Annotated in this window: 16 protein-coding genes and 1 tRNA gene; 9 read left to right on the forward strand and 8 right to left on the reverse strand. The window is 67.8% G+C overall.

Translation table 11 applies throughout. The features are described from left to right. Positions 1-22: 22 nt before the first annotated feature. The 4 genes from ACFOES_RS16725 to ACFOES_RS16740 form a co-directional block, all read right to left on the reverse strand. The gene (locus ACFOES_RS16725; protein ID WP_377834508.1) at positions 23-1,105 is read right to left on the reverse strand and encodes an ABC transporter substrate-binding protein; all 1,083 of its coding nucleotides are present in this window, start codon (positions 1,103-1,105) and stop codon (positions 23-25) included. Positions 1,106-1,188: 83 nt separating this feature from the next. Further along, a complete protein-coding gene (locus tag ACFOES_RS16730; protein WP_377834509.1) occupies positions 1,189-2,304 on the reverse strand; it encodes an ABC transporter ATP-binding protein in 1,116 nt (371 codons plus the stop codon). Between the two features lie 402 nt (positions 2,305-2,706). Then, positions 2,707-2,793 (reverse strand) — tRNA-Leu (locus ACFOES_RS16735). A 203-nt stretch (positions 2,794-2,996) separates the two neighbouring features. Next, positions 2,997-4,391: a peptidoglycan-binding domain-containing protein gene (locus tag ACFOES_RS16740; protein WP_377834510.1), complete on the reverse strand. Its 1,395-nt coding sequence runs from the start codon at positions 4,389-4,391 to the stop codon at positions 2,997-2,999. Between the two features lie 120 nt (positions 4,392-4,511). Between ACFOES_RS16740 and lipB the strand changes: the two genes are divergently transcribed. The 5 genes from lipB to ACFOES_RS16765 all read left to right on the forward strand — a co-directional run bounded on the left by lipB (position 4,512) and on the right by ACFOES_RS16765 (position 8,709). Then, complete coding sequence (gene lipB, locus ACFOES_RS16745; RefSeq protein WP_377834511.1) at positions 4,512-5,192, forward strand: lipoyl(octanoyl) transferase LipB; 681 nt, start codon at positions 4,512-4,514, stop codon at positions 5,190-5,192. Between the two features lie 83 nt (positions 5,193-5,275). Further along, positions 5,276-5,686 (forward strand): c-type cytochrome, encoded by a 411-nt coding sequence (locus tag ACFOES_RS16750; protein ID WP_377834512.1) that lies wholly within the window; start codon positions 5,276-5,278, stop codon positions 5,684-5,686. A 186-nt stretch (positions 5,687-5,872) separates the two neighbouring features. Beyond that, a complete protein-coding gene (locus ACFOES_RS16755) occupies positions 5,873-7,543 on the forward strand; it encodes a cytochrome c oxidase subunit I (RefSeq protein ID WP_377834513.1) in 1,671 nt (556 codons plus the stop codon). Beyond that, positions 7,543-8,100: a DUF2244 domain-containing protein gene (locus tag ACFOES_RS16760; RefSeq protein ID WP_377834514.1), complete on the forward strand. Its 558-nt coding sequence runs from the start codon at positions 7,543-7,545 to the stop codon at positions 8,098-8,100. Before ACFOES_RS16755 ends, ACFOES_RS16760 begins: the two co-directional genes overlap by 1 nt. Before the next feature lie 207 nt (positions 8,101-8,307). Then, entirely contained in the window at positions 8,308-8,709 is a 402-nt protein-coding gene (locus tag ACFOES_RS16765) for a hypothetical protein (protein WP_377834515.1), read from the forward strand. Between the two features lie 16 nt (positions 8,710-8,725). Here the strand turns inward: ACFOES_RS16765 and ACFOES_RS16770 are convergent, their stop codons facing one another. After that, a complete protein-coding gene (locus tag ACFOES_RS16770; RefSeq protein WP_377834516.1) occupies positions 8,726-9,184 on the reverse strand; it encodes a GatB/YqeY domain-containing protein in 459 nt (152 codons plus the stop codon). A 187-nt stretch (positions 9,185-9,371) separates the two neighbouring features. On the opposite strand from ACFOES_RS16770, the gene carA reads away from it, so the two are divergent. Further along, positions 9,372-10,559 carry a glutamine-hydrolyzing carbamoyl-phosphate synthase small subunit gene (gene carA, locus ACFOES_RS16775; protein ID WP_377834517.1) on the forward strand — a complete coding sequence of 396 codons (1,188 nt, stop codon included), beginning with the start codon at positions 9,372-9,374 and terminating at the stop codon, positions 10,557-10,559. 57 nt (positions 10,560-10,616) lie between these two features. Beyond that, complete coding sequence (locus tag ACFOES_RS16780; protein WP_377834518.1) at positions 10,617-12,539, forward strand: glycosyltransferase family 2 protein; 1,923 nt, start codon at positions 10,617-10,619, stop codon at positions 12,537-12,539. Here ACFOES_RS16780 and ACFOES_RS16785 read toward each other — a convergent pair. The 3 genes from ACFOES_RS16785 to ACFOES_RS16795 form a co-directional block, all read right to left on the reverse strand. After that, entirely contained in the window at positions 12,521-13,258 is a 738-nt protein-coding gene (locus ACFOES_RS16785) for an SDR family oxidoreductase (protein ID WP_377834519.1), read from the reverse strand. The two genes, ACFOES_RS16780 and ACFOES_RS16785, sit on opposite strands and share 19 nt — an antisense overlap. Before the next feature lie 3 nt (positions 13,259-13,261). Beyond that, positions 13,262-13,498 carry an Lrp/AsnC ligand binding domain-containing protein gene (locus ACFOES_RS16790; protein WP_377834520.1) on the reverse strand — a complete coding sequence of 79 codons (237 nt, stop codon included), beginning with the start codon at positions 13,496-13,498 and terminating at the stop codon, positions 13,262-13,264. A 62-nt stretch (positions 13,499-13,560) separates the two neighbouring features. Then, positions 13,561-15,081: an ATP-dependent DNA helicase gene (locus tag ACFOES_RS16795; RefSeq protein ID WP_377834521.1), complete on the reverse strand. Its 1,521-nt coding sequence runs from the start codon at positions 15,079-15,081 to the stop codon at positions 13,561-13,563. A gap of 140 nt (positions 15,082-15,221) precedes the next feature. Between ACFOES_RS16795 and ACFOES_RS16800 the strand changes: the two genes are divergently transcribed. Both ACFOES_RS16800 and ptsP read left to right on the forward strand, forming a co-directional pair. Next, positions 15,222-16,481 carry an aspartate kinase gene (locus tag ACFOES_RS16800; protein ID WP_377834522.1) on the forward strand — a complete coding sequence of 420 codons (1,260 nt, stop codon included), beginning with the start codon at positions 15,222-15,224 and terminating at the stop codon, positions 16,479-16,481. A gap of 40 nt (positions 16,482-16,521) precedes the next feature. After that, entirely contained in the window at positions 16,522-18,774 is a 2,253-nt protein-coding gene (ptsP, locus tag ACFOES_RS16805) for a phosphoenolpyruvate--protein phosphotransferase (RefSeq protein ID WP_377834523.1), read from the forward strand. Positions 18,775-18,781 lie beyond the last annotated feature (7 nt).

The raw sequence follows: 18,781 nt of genomic DNA on the forward strand, positions 1-18,781 counted from the left end.
GCGCCGCCCGATCAGGTCACGCTCAGTTCGACGCCAGCCAGGCGTTGAAGCGTTCGTTGAGCTGGTCGCCGTTGTCGGCCCAGAACTCGTAGCTGTTGACCAGCGCGTTGGTCATGTTGGCCGGCGCGGTCGGCATGTGCGGCGCCATGTCGGTCTTGCCGTCCTTGTACTTGCCGACAAGGGCGCTCGAGCTCTTGCGGGCCGGACCGTAGGCGATCCACTTGGCCTGGTCGGCCAGGCGCTGGGTGTCGGTCGCGAAGGCGATGTATTGCATCGCGGCCTTCTCGTGCGGCGCGCCCTTCGGCACCACGAACAGGTCGAAGTCGAGAACCTGGCCGTCCCAGACGATCTTGAACGGCTTGCCCTCGCCGACGGCGGCGTTGAAGATGCGGCCGTTATAGGCGGTGGTCATCGACACTTCGCCATCAGCCAGCAGCTGCGGCGGCTGGGCGCCGGCATCCCACCAGACGACATCCTTCTTGATCGAGTCGAGCTTCTTGAACGCGCGGTCCACGCCTTCCGGGGTCGACAGCACCTTGTAGACGTCGGCCGGCTTCACGCCGTCGGCCATCAGAGCCATTTCCAGGTTCGCCTTGGCGGTCTTGCGCATGCCGCGCTTGCCCGGGAACTTCTTGACGTTGAAGAAGTCGTCGATGGTCTTCGGCACGTTGTCGCCGGTGAACTTGGTGGTGTCGTAGGCGTAGACGGTCGACCACACGATCGAGGCCACGGCGCAGTCGGTGATGGCGCCGGGGATGAAGTCTTCCGAGGCCGGGGTGCCGTCGGGGGCGGCCGGCAGCATCTTCGGATCGATCGGGACGATCAGGCCTTCGTCGCACATCCGCACCGCGTCGGAATACTCGACGTCCGCCACGTCGGTGGTGACGTTCTTGGCCTCGACCTGGGCCTTGATCGGGGTCGCCGGGTTGCTGGCGTCGATCATGTTGACCTTGATGCCGGTCTTCGCCGTGAACGGCTTGTCATAGGCCTCGACCTGGCTCTTGCCGTAAGCGCCACCCCAGGAGACGACGTTGATCTCCTCGGCATGGGCGGCGACGGCGAGGCCGGCCGTCAGCGCGGTGGTCAGAATGAGCATTTTCTTCATTTGTAGTCTCCCAGTTGGACTTTTCTACCTGTCGGCCATCCCGGAACGAGGCCCGGCAAGGCCCCCCGGAATGGCCCTGCGCCTCACATCGGGTCGAGCGCCCGCGCGTCCTGCGGCGCCCAGCCGATCTTGACCGTCTGCCCCGGAACCAGGCGTTCCTGGCCCTGGGTATTGCGGTTCTTGATGACGAACTCGTCGCTGCCGGCGACCCGCAGGCGGGTGCGGAAAATGTCGCCCATATAGATGAACTCGAGCACTTCGGCGTCGATCGTATGGGCGCCCTCGGGCAGCATTTCCGGCCGGTATTCGACCCGCTCGGGCCGGATCGAGACCAGGGTCTTCTGGCCCTTCGACTGGACGTTGACCGCGGTCGCGTCGATGATCTCGCCGGTATCGAGCTTCACCGTGGCACGGCCTTCGGCAATCTCTTCGACGGTGCCGGGCAGCTTGTTGTTCTCGCCGATGAACTGCGCCACGAAGCTGTTTTCCGGGCTTTCGTAGAGCGTCGCCGGCGGCGCCAGCTGCTGGATGCGGCCGTCGTTGAATACCGCGATCCGGTCCGACATGGTCAGCGCCTCGGACTGGTCGTGGGTGACGTAGACCACGGTGATGCCCAGCGTCTCGTGCAGGTGCTTGATCTCGAACTGCATATGCTCGCGCAGCTGCTTGTCGAGCGCGCCCAGAGGCTCGTCCATCAGCACCAGAGACGGATCGAAGACCAGGGCGCGGGCCAGCGCGATACGCTGCTGCTGACCGCCCGAGAGCTGGGCCGGCCGGCGGTTGCCGAAGGCGCCCATCTGGACCATTTCCAGCGCCCGCTTGATCTTGGCCTCGCGTTCGGACTTGCCCATGCCGCGCACTTCCAGCGGGAAGGCAAGGTTCTCGGCCACGGTCATGTGCGGGAAAAGCGCGTAGTTCTGGAACACCATGCCGATGCCGCGCTTGTGCGGCGGCACCGAGTTGATCGGCCGGCCGTCGAGCTTGATCTCGCCATGGGTGGCGGTCTCGAAGCCCGCCAGCATCATCAGGCAGGTGGTCTTGCCCGAGCCCGAGGGCCCCAGCATGGTAAGGAACTCACCCTTGCCGATCTGGAGGTTCAGATCCTTAACGACGAGCGTTTCCCCGTCATAGCTTTTCTGCACACGATAGCTTTTCTGCACACGGTCGAATTCGACGAATGCGTCGTTGTGGTTTCCCACTCTGATCTCCCCGTATGTCGCGGCAGCTTGGCTGCACTTATGATTGCGTCAGCGATGCTGCGCTTGGTTCCGGCCCGACTAAACCGAAAGCGGACCGGCATTGCAACCGGCTTGTCGGTGAATGAGGCATTGCCCAAAAAATGCGGGAAAAATGGTCAGAATCCGCCGCTTCTGGTGGCCAATGCGGCACCCGCATAGCGTTTTCCGGGAGAATTGGCTGAATTTCGCGGCAGCCCGCCGCGGCATTTCTCCGGCGTTCCACGCTCCGTCCCGGGCCGGGGACGCGCAACCTCGCGCGAAAGTGTGGCCGCGCTATCTACCTGGAATTGCCGGAACTTCGCATCCGCCCCGCGACCGCCTGGGGCGGCCCTCGTTCTACCGGCCCGCCTGGGCGGAGAAGAGTGGTGCGGTCGAAAGGACTCGAACCTTCACGGGAGTTACCCCACAGCGACCTCAACGCTGCGCGTCTACCAATTCCGCCACGACCGCACTGTCTTGGCTTGGTGCGCCGCCTCTTAGCGCACCGTCCCGGGGTTGTGAAGCGGATTTTTCACATCGTGCCCTCGCGGGCTGCGACATGGTGACGGCCGGGAACGGAGGCCGGGGGCGCTGCCCCCGGACCCCCGGGATATTTGGGTGAAGATGAAAAGGCCTGCGGGGCCCGTGCGGACCCCGTCTGCGGGCCTGCCGGGCTACTCCATCGCCGGCACCGCCGTCGCGCCGGTGGCGGGATCGGCGGCGGGATCGGTGGCGACCTTCTGCGTCTTCGGCATGCCGAAGGCGGGCAGCTTGGCCGGCGCGGCCGAGGCGCCGGGCTTGCCCGCCGCCATGTAGGCGGCCTTGCGAATCAGCTCGGCGCGGTCCGGCTGGCCGGGCACGAAGGCGGCCCGCGCCCCCGAGCCGAGCGCGTCGAGCGCCTGCTGGTACCAGGCGAGCGCGAGATCGGGACGCCTGGCGGCGCCGAAGCCTTCGGCCAGGTGATGGCCGAGCAGCTCGGAATAGGCGGCGTCGCCGAGCGCCGAGAGCAGCAGCGCCGAGCCGATCGCCACATCCATGTTGTCGGTGCGGTAGCCGACCGAGAGGCAGATCTTGGCGGTCGCGGCAAGCTGGTCCGGCGCCATGCCGGTGCCCTGGGCGAAATCCGACACCATCCGCAGCACCTCGTCGCGCGGCTTGAGCGACAGCGCCGCGATCTCGTCCTTCATCGCCGGGCCGAAGCTGTTGCACTGCTCGGCGATCTGCTGCGGGGTGAAGCCCTGGACCTTGGCCGCGAGATCCTCGCCCTGCGAGATCGCGTAGGTCCGGGCGAGGCAGAACTGCTCGTTGAGCGCGAAATCGGCGTCCGTCATCGTCGCCGCGGTGGTGAAGCCGCCGTTGGAACTGGTCTGCAGGCTGACCTTGTTGCAGTGCGAGGCGAGCGAAGCCTGCCGGCTGCTGGCCATGAAATTGGGCAGGCCCGACCTGACCGGCGCGGCCGGTTCCGGCGCCGGGCTCGGCTCGGCCACCTGCGTGGACGCGCCGGTTTCGGGGGCGGCGAAGGGATCGACCGTCTGCGGCGCCGAGGCCATCTCGTCGCCCATGCCCAGGTTGGGCTGCGCCGGCATCCCCGCCATGTCGTCGCGATAGCTCAGCAGCACGCCGCGCATCCCCATCGGGTTGGCGGCCGCCTGCTGGGTGGTCAGCGCGCCGCCGGCGATGCCGCGATGGTAGGAGGTCACCAGCACGTCGCGTTCATAGACGGTCAGGTGGCCGGTGGCCGGGTAGCCAAGGAAAGCCTGGTAATCGGCGATCGCGGCGCGCGAGCGGTGGCCGAGCACCCCGTCGGGCGTGCCGGCGGGAAAGCCGAAATAGTTCAGCGCCACCTGGACCTCGCGATTCTGCGCCCGCGCGGCCGAATAGTAGGTCGTGCTGCGCGTCGTCGTGCGCCGCTGCTTGTTCTTGTTGGCCTCGTTGACGATGGCGCCGCCGATGATGCCGCCGATCACCCCGCCGACGATGGCGTCGCCGCCGCCGGCCGCCACCTTCTGCGCCGGGCTGACCGCCAGGGCCGCCAGCAGGCAGCTGGTTGCAATTCTCTTCGGGAACATCACATCTCTCCCCCAAATGCATTTCGCAGAATATGGAACGACTGTAGCATGACCGGCGCGTCCTGCGCGCGGGGAATTGCCGCAGACGCCGGAAGCGGCGGAAAGAAGGGACCGAAATCGATGGTCGAATGGCGCAACTGGCCGGGCTATGTGCCCTATGAGACAGCCCTCGCGGCGATGGAGGAGCGGGTGGCGCGAATCGCCGCCGGCGAGGCCGATGAGGCGATCTGGCTGCTCGAGCATCCGCCGCTCTACACCGCCGGCACCTCGGCCCGGCCCGCCGACCTGACCGCGCCGGACCGGTTTCCGGTCTACAGCGCCGGCCGCGGCGGCCAGTACACCTATCACGGCCCGGGCCAGCGCGTCGCCTATGTCATGCTCGACCTCAACCGCCGCGGCCGCGACGTGCGCAAGTTCGTCCACGGGCTGGAAAGCTGGATCATCGCCGCGCTGGCGCGCTTCAACGTCGTCGGAGAGGTCCGGCCCGACCGCGTCGGCGTCTGGGTGACACGGCCCGACAAGCCGCCGATGGCCGACGGCAGCCCGCGCGAGGACAAGATCGCCGCCATCGGCATCAAGCTGCGGCGCTGGATCAGCTTCCACGGCATCGCGATCAATGTCGAACCCGATCTGAGCCATTTCGACGGCATCGTGCCCTGCGGCATCCGCGAGCATGGCGTCACCAGCCTGGTCGACCTCGGCCTGCCGGTGACGCTCGAGGATGTCGACCTCGCCCTGCGCGACACTTTCGAGGACGTGTTCACGCCATTGCGATCAGAAGACAGCCAACCTGCGACATAACCCGCCCTTACATTCGGAACGGATTTCCCTATGGTCACGGCCGCGCAACCGCTCACAAAGCGAACAAGAGGAGTTGACGGATTATGAAAAAGCACGCGCTCACGGCCCTGACCGTGCTGGCTCTGGCCTCGCCGGCCTTCGCCGCCGGCGACGCGGCCAAGGGGGAGAAAGAGTTCAAGAAGTGCAAGGCCTGCCACTCGATCATCGCCGATGACGGCACCGCGATCGTCAAGGGCGGCAAGGTCGGCCCGAACCTCTACGGCGTGATCGGCCGCCCGGCCGCCAGCGAGGAAGGGTTCCGTTACGGCAAGGGCATCCAGGAAGCCGCCGAGAAGGGCCTCGTCTGGGACGAGGCGAAGGTTGCCGAATACGTCAAGGACCCGACCAAGTTCCTCGACGAGATCACCGGCGACAAGGCCAAGTCGAAGATGACCTTCAAGCTGCGCCGCGGTGGCGAAGACGTCGCCGCCTACCTGGCTTCGGTGGTCAAGTAACAAGATACCTGCGTCGGAATGACGCAGCGCCTGCCCCGCAAAACCCCGTCTTTACGCTCATTTTCTTGATCCAGGTCAAAGTGAGCGATTGCCGCGGGGCAGGCGAGCCTCTAAAAAGTGAAGATCAAATGATCGCGCGCGGGGCAAACCCCGCGCATCACAGCCTAGGGACGGGAGGCAACACAAATGGCGGACGCAGCCATTCATGGTCATGGGGAACATGACACCCGCGGGTTCTTCACCCGCTGGTTCATGTCGACCAACCATAAAGACATCGGCATCCTCTACATCTTCACGGCCGGCATCGTCGGCTTCATCTCGGTGGTCTTCACGGTCTACATGCGGATGGAGCTCATGGAGCCCGGTGTCCAGTACATGTGCCTGGAAGGCATGCGGCTGATCCCGTCCTCGGCGGACTGCACCCCGAACGGCCACCTGTGGAACGTGATCATCACCGCCCACGGCATCCTGATGATGTTCTTCGTCGTCATCCCGGCCCTGTTCGGCGGCTTCGGCAACTACTTCATGCCGCTCCATATCGGCGCGCCCGACATGGCCTTCCCGCGGATGAACAACCTGTCCTACTGGCTTTATGTCGCCGGCACCTCGCTGGCGGTCGCGTCGCTGTTCACCCCGGGCGGCGACCAGCAGATGGGCTCGGGCCTTGGCTGGGTGCTCTACCCGCCGCTCTCGACCCATGAAGCGGGCTACTCGACCGACCTGGCGCTGTTCGCAGTGCACCTGTCCGGCGCCTCGTCGATCCTTGGCGCCATCAACATGATCACCACCTTCCTCAACATGCGCGCGCCGGGCATGACCCTGCACAAGGTGCCGCTGTTCCCGTGGTCGATCTTCGTCACCGCCTGGCTGATCCTGCTGTCGCTGCCGGTGCTGGCCGGCGCCATCACCATGCTGATCACCGACCGCAACTTCGGCACCACCTTCTTCGACGCCTCCGGCGGCGGCGACCCGGTGCTCTATCAGCATATCCTGTGGTTCTTCGGCCACCCCGAAGTCTACATCATCATCCTGCCGGGCTTCGGCATCATCAGCCACGTCATCGCGACCTTCTCGAAGAAGCCGGTCTTCGGCTACCTGCCGATGGTCTACGCGATGGTCGCCATCGGCGTGCTGGGCTTCGTCGTCTGGGCCCACCACATGTATACCGTCGGCCTCAGCCTGACCCAGCAGAGCTACTTCATGCTGGCGACGATGGTCATCGCGGTGCCGACCGGCATCAAGGTGTTCAGCTGGATCGCGACGATGTGGGGCGGCTCGATCGAGTTCAAGACGCCGATGCTGTTCGCCACCGGCTTCCTGTTCCTGTTCACCGTCGGCGGCGTGACCGGCGTGGTGCTCAGCCAGGCCGCCGTCGACCGCGCCTATCAGGACACCTATTACGTGGTGGCCCACTTCCACTACGTGATGAGCCTCGGCGCCGTCTACGCGATCTTCGCCGGCTGCTACTTCTGGATCGGCAAGATGTCGGGCAAGCAATATCCCGAATGGGCCGGCAAGCTGCACTTCTGGCTGATGTTCATCGGTTCGAACCTGACCTTCTTCCCGCAGCACTTCCTCGGCCGCCAGGGCATGCCGCGCCGCTACATCGACTACCCGGAGGCCTTCGCCTTCTGGAACCACATCTCGTCGATCGGCGCCTTCATCGCCTTCGCCTCCTTCGTGTGGTTCATCGGCGTGGTCTTCTACACCCTGCTCGCCGGCAAGCGCGTGACCCAGAACAACTACTGGAACGAGCATGCCGACACGCTGGAGTGGACGCTGACCTGCCCGCCGCCCGAGCACACGTTCGAGACGCTGCCGAAGCAGTCGGACTGGGATCACGGCCACGCCCACTGATGCCCTACGACTGGGTGAAACGGATCGAGGAGGCCCCGGAGCAATCCGGGGCCTCTTCCTATCGGGCGGGGGGCCGCGACGCCGGAGCGCCGCCGCTGGCCGAGCTGCACCTCTGGCCCTACCGCTCTCTGCCGCGCCGCGGCTTCGTCTGGTTCATCGGCGGCACCGCCGCGCTGCTGCTGCTGCCGCTGATCGAGCTGCTCGGCTCGCCGGTGCTCTGGGGGCTGCTGCCCTTCCTGCTGCTGGCCCTCGGCGGCATGTGGTACGCGCTCGGCCGCAGCTACCGCGACGGCGAGCTGATCGAGGATCTCAGGCTCTGGCCCGACCGGATCGAGCTGACCCGCTACAACCCGCGCAAGCCGCGCCAGGACTGGAGCGCCAATCCCTACTGGGTATCGGTGACGCTGCACGAGACCGGCGGCCCGGTGCCGAACTACCTGACGCTGAAGGGCGGCGGCCGCGAGGTCGAGCTCGGCGCCTTCCTCGCCCCGGAGGAACGCACCAGGCTGCGCAACGAGTTGCTGGTCGAACTGGCCGAGCTGCGCCGCCGCGCCTGATCCGATTGCGCGGTTGCGCCGCACGCCTTGTGGCACTGCGTGCAGCTGGGGGCGCTGCCCCCGTCGCCCAGGGGCGACTCCCCCGGGATATTTTCGTGAAGATGAAAGCGGGGAAGAGCCCTCGGCCTGTCCCCGCTGTCGCCGGCCCCTTGACCCGCCGGCATGACGGGCCAATGCTGGTTCCGCCCGCAAATCCGGGAGGAGCAAATGACCCGTTTCCAGCAGACAGCGTTTTTCGCCGCGCTTTGCCTGTGCTCGGCACAGGCGGCCGCGGCCTTCTCGATTTCCTTCGACTGGCAGGGGCTCAAGCTGTGCACCAGCGGCCAACCCAATGTCGTCGACAACCCGCGCTTCGTTCTCGAGGACGTGCCGGCCGGCACCAGGTACATCCGCTTCCGCATGACCGATCTGGATGCGCGCAGCTACAATCACGGCGGCGGGCTGGTGGAATATCACGGCGAAAAGGTGATCGCGCCGGGCGCCTTTCGCTACAAGAGCCCCTGCCCGCCCGGCGGTCGTCACACCTATGAATGGACGGCGACGGCCCAGACCCGCAAGATGGGCGGCAGGCTGGGCGTGGCCCGGGCGCGGCGGCAATATCCCGAGTGAGGCAGCCGGCAGGAGATCAGCCCAGCCGATCCTTCACCATCGGGCCGACGGCGCCGAAATCCATCTGGCCGGTATACTTGCCCTTGAGCGTGCCCATCACCTTGCCCATGTCGCGGATCGAGCTGGCGCCGGTCTCGGCGATGGCCTCGGCGATGGCCTCGGTGACCTCGTCCTCCGACAGCTGGCGCGGCAGGAAATCCTCGATCACCGCGATCTCGGCCTGTTCCTTCTCGGCCAGTTCCAGCCGCCCGCCCTCTTCATAGGCCCGGGCGCTTTCCTGGCGCTGCTTCACCATCCGGCCGAGGATGGCGAGGATATCGGCGTCGGTGACGCCGGCATCGTTGCCCTCGCCGCGGGCGGCGATATCCTTGTCCTTGATCGCGGCATTGATCAGCCGCAGGGTCGAGAGGCGCTCGGCCTCCTTGTTCCGCATCGCGTCCTTGAGGGCCGCGGAAATCCGGTCACGCAAACTCATCGGCTGGCATCCCCTAGCAGTCCGAAGATCGTCTGAGCGCCCACCATATCCCGCCAGCCCGGCTGTGACAACCGATACCTAATCTAGCAAACCATTGATTTACAACAATTAACCATTTGGTCGCGGCCTCTTGACCCGCCCCCGCGCAAGCCATAGTTTGCCGCAGATTTGAGCAGGGGAGACCTCCATGCCCGCCACTCCGTCGCAATCCGCCCCCAAACCCACCGCCTGCCTGGCGCTGGCCGACGGCACCGTCTTCTACGGCCACGGCTTCGGCGCGACCGGCGAGACGGTGGCCGAGCTGTGCTTCAACACCGCGATGACCGGATACCAGGAGATCATGACCGATCCCTCCTATGCCGGCCAGGTGGTCACCTTCACCTTCCCGCATATCGGCAATGTCGGCGTCAACGAGGACGACGACGAGACCGCGGAACCGGTGGCCGAGGGCATGGTGGTGAAATGGGACCCGACCGAGCCGTCGAACTGGCGCGCCACCGGCGAGCTGACCGAGTGGCTGGCGCGCAAGGGCCGGATCGGCATCGGCGGGGTCGACACCCGCCGGCTGACCCGGGCGATCCGCCAGCAGGGCGCGCCCCATGTCGCGCTGGCCCATGACCCCGAGGGCAAGTTCGACATCGCGGCGCTGGTCGCCAAGGCGCGCGGCTTCGCCGGGCTGGTCGGGCTCGACCTGGCCAAGGAAGTGACCTGCGCCCAGAGCTACCGCTGGGACCAGATGCGCTGGGCATGGCCCGAGGGCTACAAGCGGCGCGAGGAGCCGGGCCTCAAGGTGGTCGCCATCGACTACGGCGCCAAGCGCAACATCCTGCGCTGCCTCGCCTCGGCGGGCTGCGAGGTGACGGTGTTGCCGGCCACCGCGACGGCCGAGGACGTGCTGGCACTGTCCCCCGACGGGGTGTTCCTGTCGAACGGGCCGGGCGATCCGGCGGCGACCGGCGAATATGCGGTGCCGGCGATCAAGGGGGTGCTGGAGGCCGATCTGCCGGTCTTCGGCATCTGCCTCGGCCACCAGATGCTGGCGCTGGCGCTCGGCGCCCGGACGGTGAAGATGAACCACGGCCATCACGGCGCCAACCACCCGGTGAAGGACATCGAGACCGGCAAGGTCGAGATCACCTCGATGAACCACGGTTTCACGGTCGACAGCCAGAGCCTGCCCGAGGGCGTCACGGAAACCCACGTCAGCCTGTTCGACGGCTCGAATTGCGGCATCCGCCTGACCGACCGGCCGGTCTTCTCGGTCCAGTACCATCCCGAGGCCAGCCCGGGGCCGCAGGACAGCTACTACCTGTTCGAGCGTTTCGCCGAGGCGATGCGCGCCCGCAAGACGGCCGAGGCGCCCGCCGGGCATTAACGGCTCCTTAAGGCCCCCGCCGGCAAGCTCGCCCCATCGGGTCGACCCGGGGATGCCATGGACAGCCACAACCCGCGTTCCAGCGCGCCCGCCGTTTCGGAGCGGGACGGGCCTGCGCGACGGCCGTCGCTGGCCGCGGCACTGCTGGCCCGCGGGGCCGTTGCGTCGGGGCCCCTGATCGGCGCCCTCGAGGCCGCGGCCCGGCAGGAGGCGGGACTGGACGAGCTGTTGCAGGCCCGCGGCCTGGTGACGGAGGCGGAGCTGCTGGCCGCGCAGGCGGCACGCTGGCACAGCCGCGTCGTCGATCCCCGTGCCGAACCGCCCGATCCACAACTGGTCGATGCCTTCGGCGCCGCGCGCTGCCTGGCCGAGGGGCTGCTGCCCTGGCGCCGGTCGGGCGGCACCACCGTCCTCCTCAGCGCCCGGCCCGAACATTTCGAACGCCAGCGCGCGACGCTGACGGCCCTGTTCGGCCCCGTGACCATGGCGCTGGCCCCGGAAGCGGCGATCGGCGCGGCGATCACGGCGCTCCGCGGCGACGCGTTGCGACGACGGGCCGAAACCCGGGTGGCGGCCGCGGAAAGCTGCCGCGGCTGGCGCATCGGCCGGCTCAGGAGCGTCGCCTTGGCCGCTGCCGCGCTCATCATCGCGCTGCTCGCGCTGGCGCCGCGGGCGCTGTTCGGGGCGCTGACCGCCTGGGCGGTGCTGACGCTGATGGCGACCGTCACGCTCAAGGCTGCGGCCCTGCTGGCGATGCTGGGCGCCCGTCCCGCCGCCGCCGAGACCGGCCCGGCGCCCGCAATCGCGCGCCTCCCGCGCGTCTCGCTGATCGTGCCGCTGTTCCGCGAACCCGCCATCGCCCCGCGGCTGATCCGCCGCCTCGGCCGGCTCGACTATCCGCAGGAACTGCTCGACGTGCTGCTGGTGGTCGAGGAGGCGGACCGCCTGACCCGCGACGCGCTCGCCAGGACGGCATTGCCCAGCTGGATGCGCACCGTCACCGTGCCGGACGGACCGCTGACGACCAAGCCGCGGGCGCTGAACTTCGCGCTGGATTTCTGCCGCGGCAGCATCGTCGGCATCTACGACGCCGAGGATGCGCCCGAGCGCGACCAGATCCGCAAGGTGGTGGCGCGGTTCCATCGACGCGGGCCCGAGGTCGCCTGCCTGCAGGGCAAGCTCGACTACTACAACCCGCGCAGCAACTGGATGGCGCGCTGCTTCACCATCGAATACGCGGCCTGGTTCCGGGTCATCCTGCCCGGGCTGGAGCGGCTCGGCCTGGTGATCCCGCTCGGCGGCACCACCCTGTTCCTGCGCCGGGCCGCGATCGAGGACCTGGGCGGCTGGGACGCCCATAACGTGACCGAGGACGCCGATCTCGGCATCCGCCTCGCCCGCCACGGCTACCGGACCGAGATCCTCGACAGCACGACGGGGGAAGAGGCGAATTGCCGGCTGCTGCCCTGGGTCCGGCAACGCTCGCGCTGGCTCAAGGGTTTCATGATGACCTGGTGGGTGCATACGCGCAGCCCCCGCCTGCTGCTGCGGCAGCTGGGATGGCGGCGGGTTCTCGGCCTGCAGGCGCTGTTCCTCGGCACGCTGTCGCAATTCCTGCTGGCGCCGGTGCTGTGGTCGTTCTGGCTCCTGGCCCTCGGCCTCGGGCAACCGCTGGTCGCGATGCCGGGCTGGGCCGGCGCCGCCCTGATCGGGCTGTTCGTCGCCAGCGAAGGGGTGAACATCGCCACCGGCCTGCGCGGCGTCTCGGGCCCGCGCCACCGCTTCCTGCTGCCCTGGGTGCCGACGCTGATCTTCTACTTCCCGCTCGGCGCGCTGGCGGCCTACAAGGCGGCGTGGGAGCTGCTTGCCCGGCCGTTCTTCTGGGACAAGACCAGCCACGGCCATTTCGACACCGCCCCCGGCGGCGCCGCGCCGCCGGTCCCGCTCCGCCCCGAGCCCATTCAGCCGCGGCCGATATAGGGCATCTTGGTCGCCATCAGGGTCATGAACTGGACATTGGCGGACAGCGGCAGCTCGGCCATGTTCAGCACCGCGTCGGCGACATGGGAAACATCCATCGTCGGCGGCACCTCGGCCAGCGGATCGGCCTCGAGCGTCCGCTCGATCACGTCTTCCAGCAGCTCGGTCCTGGCATTGCCGATATCGATCTGGCCACAGGCGATGTCATAGGGCCGGCCATCCAGCGACAGCGACTTGGTCAGGCCGGTGATCGCGTGCTTGGTCGTGGTGTAGGCAACAGAATTGGGCCGCGGCACATGGGCCGAGATCGAGCCGTTATTGATGATCCGCCCGCCCTGCGGCTCCTGTCGGCGCATCCGGGCGAAGGCGGCGCGGGCAGCGTTGAACATGCCGGTCAGGTTGACCGCCACCGCGCTGCTCCAGCTCTCGGGCGCGATCTCGTCGATCAGGCCGGATTCGGGGAAGACGCCGGCGTTGTTGAACAGCACGTCGATCCGGCCGAAGCGTCCCGCCGCCGCGTCGAAGGCCGCCTCGACAGCGCCCAGGTCGGTGACGTCGCAGGCGACCGGCAGGGCCGTCGGACAGCCGTGGCAGATCTCTTTCAGCACCTCGTCGCGCCGCGCCAGCAGCGCCACGTTCCAGCCCGCCTGCAGGAACCGCTCGGCCGTCGCCCGGCCGATGCCGGCGCTGGCGCCGGTGATGACGATGGTCCCCGTCATGGTTCAGAACGCCTTGAAGGTGATCGTCGTCAGGGTTCGGCTGATGCCCGGGATGTCGAACAGCTTTTCCGACAGGTAGTGGCCGACATCGGCGCCGTCGGGGATGTAGATCTTGGCCAGCAGGTCATAGTCGCCCGAGGTCGAGAACAGCTCGGACACGACCTCGCGGTCGTAGATCGCGTCGGCCACCTCGTAGGTCTTGCCGGGGGTGCAGCGGAACTGGACGAAAACGCAGCGCATCGGGGCCTCCTTGGACGTTTGGCCGCCAGACTAGGGCGAAGCGCCCGCGCCCGCCAGAGCCATCATTCCGCTTCCAGCTTCAACTCCGCCGCCGGGGCCTGCAGATCGGCGGTGGAGAGCGGCTCGGTCGGCCGCGCCAGCCGGTTGCGAACGACCCAGAACAGCCGCTTCTCGGCCCTCGTGATGGCGACATAGGCCAGCCGCTTCCACAGCGCGATGCCGGCCTCGGTTCGCCCCGCCTGCGCCGCCGCCCAGAGGTCGGGGGCGAAGACCTGGACGTTCTCCCACTGGGACCCTTGCGCCTTGTGGATCGTCACCGCCGCCCCGTGCAGGAAGGCCGCGCCCATGGTGGCGGCCGAGGCGATGAAGGGCTCCTCCTCGCCCGGCAGCTCGATCTTGATGATCGAGGCGGCCGAGACCTGCGGCTCCTCGGCGCCGATGACGTGCAGCCGGGCGAAACCGGGCTTGCGGCCGGGGCCGAGATAGATCACCTGCGCGCCCTTGATCAGGCCGCGCGCCTCGAGGTCGATGCGTTTCTTGCGGTGCTTCAGCGGCAGCTCGATGCCGTCGCAGATCAACGGCTCGCCCGGCAACAGTTCGTCGGCCGGCGCGGCATAGGCGGCGCGGAAGGCCTGGATCAGCCGGATCCGGGTGGCATTGCGCCAGACCAGCACCGGGCTGCGCGCCATCATCGCCGCCTCGACCCGCTGCGCCACCACCACCCGGTCGTCGCGGCGGGCGGCGTTTTCGACCATTCGTTCGAATTCCTCGAAACTCAGCCCCGGCTCGGCCAGCGCATGGGCGAGATCGAGGATCGGGCTGTCGGTTTCCTGCCGGTGGATGCGGTGCAGGGTCAGCTTGCGCTCCTCGCCCAGCCGGTCGAACACCATCTCGCCCGACTGGCCGACCGGGGCGAGCTGGGCCGGATCGCCGAACAGCACCAGCGTCGGGAAGATCTCGCGCAGGTCGTCGAACTGGCGCTCGTCGAGCATCGAGCTTTCGTCGACGAAGCCGATATCGAGCGGATCCTCGCGCCGCTTCCAGCCGCGGATGAAGTCCGAGCCGCGCAGCCCCGCCGCCGCCAGCGCCCCGGGGATCGACTTGACGGTCTCGTAGAACGCCTTGGCCCGGTCGAGCGCCAGCTCGGTCAGGCCCTCGATCTCGGGCCGGTCGCCATTGCCGGCCAGCCATTCGGCGATCTTCTCGTATTCCGGGTCGTAGACCGGGGTGTAGAGGATGCGGTGAATGGTGGTCGCCGGCACGCCGCGGTTGCGCAGCACGCTGGCCGCCTTGTTGGTCGGCGCCAGGATCGCCAGCGTCCGCCGGTCCTTGCGCTTCTTGCCCTCGTAATCGCCCGAGACGATGTCGACCCCGGCCTCGGTCAGCGCCTTGACCATGCTGGCCAGCAGCATCGTCTTGCCCGAGCCGGCCTTGCCGACCACTGCCAGGACCTGGCTCTTGCCCGAAGCCTCGGCCGTCAGCAGGCTGTCGTCGAGATCGACGCCGGCGCCGCGCAGCACATCCGCCACGCGGTCCCAGGCCTCGGCCTGATCTTCGGAAAACTGCAGCGCCGGCACGGTCATGGCGCGACCCTATGCGAGCCGCCGGGCGGACGCCAGCGCCAAGGCGCCCGGACTGGCGGCGGCGTTCCCCGCCCCCTTGCGCAACCGCCCTGTCACGCATATGAAACAGCCGATTGTGACTTGGCGCGCGGGGATGGTCCATGCCGCTTCTGGTGATGAAATTCGGCGGCACCTCGGTGGCCGATCTCGACCGCATCAAGAACGCGGCCGAGAAGGTCAAGCGCGAGGTCGAGCGCGGCTATGACGTGATCGTCATCGTCTCGGCGATGTCGGGCAAGACCAACGAGCTGGTCGGCTGGGTCGAGCAGACCTCGCCGCTCTACGACGCGCGCGAATACGATGCCGTCGTCGCCTCGGGCGAGAACGTCACTGCCGGGCTGATGGCGCTGACGCTGCAGGAGATGGACGTGCCGGCGCGCAGCTGGCAGGGCTGGCAGGTGCCGATCCAGACCACCAGCGCGCACGCCTCGGCCCGTTTCGTCGACATTCCGCGCGGCAATATCGACCAGAAATTCGCCGAAGGCATGAAGGTGGCGGTGGTCGCCGGCTTCCAGGGCGTCAGCCCCGAGGGCCGGATCACGACGCTGGGCCGCGGCGGCTCGGACACCACGGCGGTGGCCTTCGCCGCCGCCTTCGGGGCCGAGCGTTGCGACATCTACACCGATGTCGACGGCATCTACACCACCGACCCGCGGATCACCGCCAAGGCGCGCAAGCTGGAAAAGATCGCCTTCGAGGAAATGCTGGAACTGGCCAGCCTGGGCGCCAAGGTGCTGCAGACCCGCTCGGTCGAGCTGGCGATGCGCTACAAGGTACGGCTGCGGGTGCTGTCGAGCTTCGAGGACAGCGACGCCAATTCGGGAACGCTCGTCTGCGACGAGGAGGAAATCATGGAATCGAAAGTCGTCTCCGGCGTCGCCTATTCGCGCGACGAGGCCAAAATGACCCTGGTGTCGGTCGAGGACCGGCCCGGCATCGCCGCGGCGATCTTCAGCCCACTGGCCGAAGCCGGGGTGAACGTGGACATGATCGTCCAGAACATTTCGGAAAAGAACTACGAGGGCCACAGCGTCGCGGTCACCGACATGACCTTCTCCTGCCCGATCAACCAGGTGGCCCGGGCCCGCAAGGCGATGGAAGACGCCAAGGCCGCCGGCGAGATCAATTTCGACGAGCTGGTCGAGGATACCGAGGTGGCCAAGGTCTCGGTGGTCGGCATCGGCATGCGCAGCCATGCCGGCGTGGCGGCGAAGATGTTCGATGCGCTCTCGGTCGAGGGGATCAACATCAAGGTTATTTCAACTTCCGAGATCAAGATTTCGGTCCTGATCGACCGGAAATACATGGAACTGGCGGTTCAGGCACTGCATGATGCCTTCGAATTGGACACGGCCGCCTGACACCGGGGCGCCTGTCCCGGACTGATTTGAGCGGGGGCCCATGCCCGAGCGCACGGAAAGTGAAAGTCGCAAGCTGCTGCGCCGCTTGCGCGACACCCTGGCCGAGCGCGGCGCGGGGCAGGAGCGGCTCGACCGGATCACCCATCTGATCGCCGATTCGATCCAGTCCGACGTCTGCTCGATCTACCTGTTCCGCGACAGCGACACGCTCGAACTTTGCGCCACCGAGGGGCTCAAGGCGGAATCGGTGCACCAGACCCGGCTCAAGCTGGGCGAGGGCCTTGTCGGTCGGGTGGCCAAGACAGCGGCGCCGATCAACACCGGCGACGCCCCGTCGGAGCGCGGCTTCCGCTACATGCCCGAGACCGGCGAGGAGAAGTATTCCAGCTTCCTCGGCGTGCCGATCCAGCGGCTGGGCGAGACGCTGGGCGTGCTGGTCGTGCAGTCGAAACACAGCCGCAAGTTCTCGGATGACGAGGTCTACGCGCTGGAAGTCGTGGCGATGGTGCTGGCGGAAATGACGGAACTGGGGGCGTTCATCGGCGAGGGCGAGGCGCTGGCGGCGCTGCACCAGCACGCGGTGGTGTTCCGCGGCGCCACCGGCCAGGAGGGCGCGGCCGAGGGCCGGGTCTGGCTGCACGAGCCGCGCGTCGTCATCACCAACCCGGTCGCCGACGATCCCAAGGCCGAGCATGCCCGGCTGCACGCCGCGGTCGACCAGCTGCGGATTTCGGTCGACGACCTGCTGGCCACCACCTCGGGCGCCGACAAGGAGCAGATGCAGGTGCTCGAGGCCTACCGCATGTTCGCCAATTCGCGCGGCTGGATGCGGCGGATGGAAGAGGACATCGCCCGTGGCCTGTCGGCCGAGGCGGCGGTCGAGAAGGAACAGTCGCTGACCCGTGCCCGCATGGGCCAGGTGCCCGATCCCTACCTGCGCGAACGGCTGCACGACCTCGACGACCTGTCGAACCGCCTGCTGCGCATCCTCACCGGCCAGGGCAGCGAGACCGGCGCCGAGATGCCCGACAACCCGGTGCTGGTGGCGCGCAATATCGGCCCCGGCGAGTTGCTGGCCTATGGCCGCAAGCTCAAGGGTGTGGTGCTTGAGGAGGGCTCGGTCGGCAGCCATGCGGCGATCGTCGCCCGGGCGCTGGCGATCCCGCTGGTGATCCATGCCGCACGCATCACCACCGAGGCGCTGAACGGCGACAGCATCCTCGTCGATGGCGACCAGGGCATCGTCCACCTGCGGCCCGAGGAAACCATCTCCTCGGCCTTCCGCGACAAGATCGCGATGCAGGCCAAGGCCCAGGAACGCTATGCCGGGCTGCGCGACCAGCCGGCGACGGCGAAATGCGGCACCACCGTCTCGCTGCACATGAATGCCGGGCTGATGGCCGACCTGCCGTCGCTCGAAGGCTCGGGGGCCGAGGGTGTCGGCCTGTTCCGCACCGAGCTGCAGTTCCTGATCCGCAACAAGGTGCCGCGGCGGGGCGAGCTGGCGGCGCTCTATGCCCGCGTGCTCGATGCCGCCAACGGCCGCCGCGTCGTCTTCCGCACCCTCGATATCGGCTCGGACAAGGTGCTGCCCTACATGAAGCGGCAGGACGAGCCCAACCCGGCGCTCGGCTGGCGGGCGATCCGGGTCGGGCTCGACAAGCCGGGCGTGATGACGATGCAGCTGCAGGCGCTGATCCGGGCGGCGAATGGCCGGCCGCTTGCGGTGATGTTCCCCTTCGTCGCCCAATACGAGGAATTCGTCGCCGCCCGCGACCACCTGCTGCGCCAGATCGAGCGCGAGCGCGAGCTGGGCCATGTCCTGCCCGAGAAGCTCGAGATCGGCGCGATGCTGGAAACCCCCAGCCTCGCCTTCGCGCCGCGCAAATTCTTCGAGCTGGCCGACTTCGTCTCGATCGGCGGCAACGACCTCAAGCAGTTCTTCTTCGCCGCCGACCGCGAGAACGAGCTGGTGCGACGGCGCTACGACACGCTGAATGTCAGCTTCCTGCGCTTCATCGAGCAGATCGTCGCCCGCTGCGCCGAGACCGACACCCCGCTGTCCTTCTGCGGCGAGGATGCCGGCCGCCCGGTCGAGGCGCTGTGCCTCGCGGCGATGGGGCTGCGGATGCTGTCGATGCGGCCGGCCTCGGTCGGGCCGGTCAAGCACCTGATCCGCCGGGTCAACCTGGTCGAGGCGCGCAAGGTGATCGAGGCGGCGGAGGAGGCCGGCGAACAATCGGTGCGCCCGGCGATGATGAACTGGCTTGCCGGCGGCGCCGGCCAGGGCTGATTTTCGA

Source organism: Acidimangrovimonas pyrenivorans, assembly GCF_042643245.1.
GTDB classification, from domain to species: Bacteria; Pseudomonadota; Alphaproteobacteria; order Rhodobacterales; family Rhodobacteraceae; genus Acidimangrovimonas; species Acidimangrovimonas pyrenivorans.

What these genes read in the sequence shown, in the direction of transcription:
- ACFOES_RS16765 (WP_377834515.1), top strand. Translation starts at nt 8,308, where the DNA reads ATGACCCGTTTCCAGCAGACAGCGTTTTTCGCCGCGCTTTGCCTGTGC.
- ACFOES_RS16795 (WP_377834521.1), bottom strand. Translation starts at nt 15,081, where the DNA reads ATGACCGTGCCGGCGCTGCAGTTTTCCGAAGATCAGGCCGAGGCCTGG.
- carA (WP_377834517.1), top strand. Translation starts at nt 9,372, where the DNA reads ATGCCCGCCACTCCGTCGCAATCCGCCCCCAAACCCACCGCCTGCCTG.
- ACFOES_RS16800 (WP_377834522.1), top strand. Translation starts at nt 15,222, where the DNA reads ATGCCGCTTCTGGTGATGAAATTCGGCGGCACCTCGGTGGCCGATCTC.
- ACFOES_RS16790 (WP_377834520.1), bottom strand. Translation starts at nt 13,498, where the DNA reads ATGCGCTGCGTTTTCGTCCAGTTCCGCTGCACCCCCGGCAAGACCTAC.
- ACFOES_RS16780 (WP_377834518.1), top strand. Translation starts at nt 10,617, where the DNA reads ATGGACAGCCACAACCCGCGTTCCAGCGCGCCCGCCGTTTCGGAGCGG.
- ACFOES_RS16785 (WP_377834519.1), bottom strand. Translation starts at nt 13,258, where the DNA reads ATGACGGGGACCATCGTCATCACCGGCGCCAGCGCCGGCATCGGCCGG.
- ACFOES_RS16750 (WP_377834512.1), top strand. Translation starts at nt 5,276, where the DNA reads ATGAAAAAGCACGCGCTCACGGCCCTGACCGTGCTGGCTCTGGCCTCG.
- ACFOES_RS16760 (WP_377834514.1), top strand. Translation starts at nt 7,543, where the DNA reads ATGCCCTACGACTGGGTGAAACGGATCGAGGAGGCCCCGGAGCAATCC.
- ACFOES_RS16770 (WP_377834516.1), bottom strand. Translation starts at nt 9,184, where the DNA reads ATGAGTTTGCGTGACCGGATTTCCGCGGCCCTCAAGGACGCGATGCGG.
- ACFOES_RS16725 (WP_377834508.1), bottom strand. Translation starts at nt 1,105, where the DNA reads ATGAAGAAAATGCTCATTCTGACCACCGCGCTGACGGCCGGCCTCGCC.
- ACFOES_RS16755 (WP_377834513.1), top strand. Translation starts at nt 5,873, where the DNA reads ATGGCGGACGCAGCCATTCATGGTCATGGGGAACATGACACCCGCGGG.
- lipB (WP_377834511.1), top strand. Translation starts at nt 4,512, where the DNA reads ATGGTCGAATGGCGCAACTGGCCGGGCTATGTGCCCTATGAGACAGCC.
- ACFOES_RS16740 (WP_377834510.1), bottom strand. Translation starts at nt 4,391, where the DNA reads ATGTTCCCGAAGAGAATTGCAACCAGCTGCCTGCTGGCGGCCCTGGCG.
- ptsP (WP_377834523.1), top strand. Translation starts at nt 16,522, where the DNA reads ATGCCCGAGCGCACGGAAAGTGAAAGTCGCAAGCTGCTGCGCCGCTTG.